Source organism: Megasphaera sp. AF13-6AC (assembly GCF_027685385.1).
Lineage (GTDB): Bacteria > Bacillota > Negativicutes > Veillonellales > Megasphaeraceae > Megasphaera > Megasphaera micronuciformis.
Map to the genome: position 1 here is coordinate 1 of NZ_JAQCUN010000132.1, position 3,104 is coordinate 3,104.

Here is a 3,104-nt window from a genome sequence, read left to right on the forward strand (position 1 = left end):
TTGGTCAGACGGCCTTTTTTATACATGAGTAAGAATGCGTCGACGAGCATTTCCGTGTGCATACCCAAGTCTTTTAAGTCCGAGTCGGCAATCATGGCGCCTACCGCGTTGGGAAGACCGCCAACGCCTAACTGTAAAGTAGCTCCGTCGGGAATTTCTTTCAGAATCATTTTGGCAATCGTCTTATCCGTGTCGTTACCGTCTTTGAAAGGAATGATAGGCATGGGGATAGAACCGGCTTCGACGACCAGGTCGACATCGGAAATATGAATGCATTCGTCGGAGCCGCCGAGAACGCGAGGTGCCGCTTCGTTAACTTCAAGGATTACTTTTTTCGCCTTTTTACAAATTTCAGCCGTTGCGGAGACCGTGGATCCGAAGGTGAAGAATCCGTGTTTATCCATGGGGCTCACCGTAATCATCGCTACATCCACATCCAGAATATCTCTATAAATAGACGGTTTGTTACGGTACATCATGGGAATGAAGTTGCTGAGTCCCTGAGCACAAAGTTTGCGGTCGTATCCGCTCATATGCCAGTTCATGGCCGTAAATGTTTTTCGTTCCGGGTCTTCATCTATAATATGTCGCGGAGAGAGAGAAAAGGCCATACGGACTTTAATATCCTTTAATTCATCCTTGCGGGCTGCCAAGGCTTTATCGAGAACAATCGGTTGTGACGTAGCCATGCCGTAGTCGACCCAATCATGGTCTTTTACAATTTTAACGGCCTCTGCGGCACTGACAGTCTTTTCTTTGTACATATCTGTCCATTGAGACATTGTAATCACCAAACCTTTCATATAAGTTGTTATTATATTTGTTCATAAGTACTCTTATTTTTAATTATAATTTCTTGTGATAAAAAGAACAAGGTAAACAATGCGATAATCGGTTAAAAGATATATGAAAAAAGAATAGCACCCCCGCCACTTATGCAATGGCAGAGGTGCTTATGGTCTATTCCTGTTTTTGAGCGGCCTTTTCGGCAATGACCGAATCGATTACTTTTTGAGGAGCTTCTTCGTAAGCATAAAATTCCATGTTGAACGTGCCCTTGCCTTGGGTCATGGACCGCAAGGTTGTAACGTAACCGGTCATTTCGGCTAAGGGGACTTGAGCCTTGACGACTATGATGCCGCTACGATTGCGATGATGTTCCATACCGAGGATTCGCCCTCGACGACTACTGAAGTCACCCATGACATCGCCCATAAATTCTTCGGGTATGACGACGTCTACATTGTATATCGGTTCAAGAATGACGGGCTTTGCATCAGGCACACCCTTTTTCAAGGCCAGGGCGGCAGCTGTTTTGAAGGCCATTTCGGAAGAATCGACAGGATGGTAGGACCCGTCCTTTAAGGTTACTTTGATGTTAATCATAGGATAGCCGGCTAATAACCCTTTGTCCAAGGTCTCGCGTACACCCTTTTCAACGGCCGGAATATATTGTCGCGGTACAGCACCGCCGAATACGGCATCGACGAACTCAAAAGATTCACCGTTGTCGGACGGCTCAATTTGTAAAAATACATGTCCGAACTGGCCATGGCCGCCACTTTGCTTTTTATGTTTCCCTTCAGCCGTTACGGAGCCGCGAATTGTTTCTCTATAAGGAATGTACAGCTTTTCTTGCAGAGCTTTGATTCCGTATTTACGCTCTATTTTTGTAAGAATGTGTTCCAAATGAACGTCACCCATACAATGTAAGATAACCTGATGTCCTTCAGAGTCCTTTTCCATGCGGCAGGTAGGATCCTCTTCGCTGATGCGCAAGAGAGCAGCCGTCAGTTTTTCTTCTTCGCCTTTTTTTGCAGGAATTAAGGCTACCGTATGAAGCGGTGTGGGGAAGCGAACGGGTTCGTACACAATGGGGAAGGCCGAGGTGGCCAACGTATCACCTGTTTTGGCATCGCCCAACTTCGGCAAGACGACAATATCACCGGCCGTAGCCTTATCTACAGGAATCTGTTCCTTTCCTACCAGAGTAAAGACTTTGCCGATTTTTTCCTCTTTTTGCTGATTTACATTGATAATGCGGTCGCCCTCTTTTAATTCTCCCGAGAAAATTCGAATATAGCTTAATTTTCCGGAGAACGGGTCGACGGATGTTTTAAAAATAAAGCCGGTAAAAGGCTTGCTGGGATAAACCATGACCGGTTCATTATCCGCTGTATTAGTGCCCATAACTACTTTTTGAGAAGCATCGGGCATATAGCGAACCAGACGATTCAGCAGTTCTGTCGTACCCATGTGGGTTGTGGCGCTGCCGCACATGACCGGGCAAACGCGACCGGTCAGCATACCTTGACGTAAGCCGAAACGCAGCTCGTCCAGTGTCAGTTCTTCGCCGTTCAAATATTTTTCCAATAAGGTGTCATCACCTTCGGCCGCCGCTTCCATGCACATTTCACGCACTTCACGTGCCTTTGCCATATATTGAGGCGGTACTTTGATTTCCTTAACCTCCGCACCGCTCCATTCCCAAGCTATCATTTTGCAAACGTCGATAATGCCGCGAAAATCATGCCCTTCGCCTATAGGTATTTGTAAGGGCATAATGGATTTGCCGAAAAGGGAACGCATTTTTTCCAACGTTCCGAAGAAGTCGGCATGTTCCGTATCCATTTTATTAACATAAATCATACGCGGAAGTTGTAATTCTACGCCATAGTCCCACGCACGTTCAGTATCCATCTCAATGCCTTCTTCAGCCGATACGACAAGTAAAATGCCGTCACAGGCCCGTAAGGCGGCACGCACTTCTCCGCAGAACTCGGAGTAGCCGGGCGTGTCGAGGAAATTGAGCTTATATCCGTCCCATTCACACGGAGCGATGCCGAGTTGAATAGTTACATTCCGCTTAATTTCTTCAGGTTCGAAGTCCATAATGTGCTTATTATCTTTGCCTGTCCCTACGGCCGATACGGCGCCGCCGGCAAGGAGTAATGATTCTACAACGGCCGTTTTGCCGGCTCCGTCATGTGAAAGTACAGCTACGTTACGAATTTTATCGCTTGCATATTCTTTCATACATTAATCGCCTCCTAAGAAATACGTTATTGTTATAATTCGTCGTAGAGTAAAAAAATCCTTCTTTT

At 46.2% G+C, this 3,104-nt stretch carries 2 protein-coding genes; both read right to left on the minus strand.

Annotation, left to right across the window (positions count from 1 at the left end; translation table 11 throughout):
• On the minus strand, nt 1-782 hold a 782-nt coding region (locus PGX78_RS06965; RefSeq protein WP_442864810.1), incomplete at its 3' end, for an acetyl-CoA hydrolase/transferase family protein.
• A 178-nt stretch (nt 783-960) separates the two neighbouring features.
• A complete protein-coding gene (gene fusA / locus PGX78_RS06970) occupies nt 961-3,036 on the minus strand; it encodes an elongation factor G (RefSeq protein ID WP_270446115.1) in 2,076 nt (691 codons plus the stop codon).
• Nucleotides 3,037-3,104: the final 68 nt, after the last annotated feature.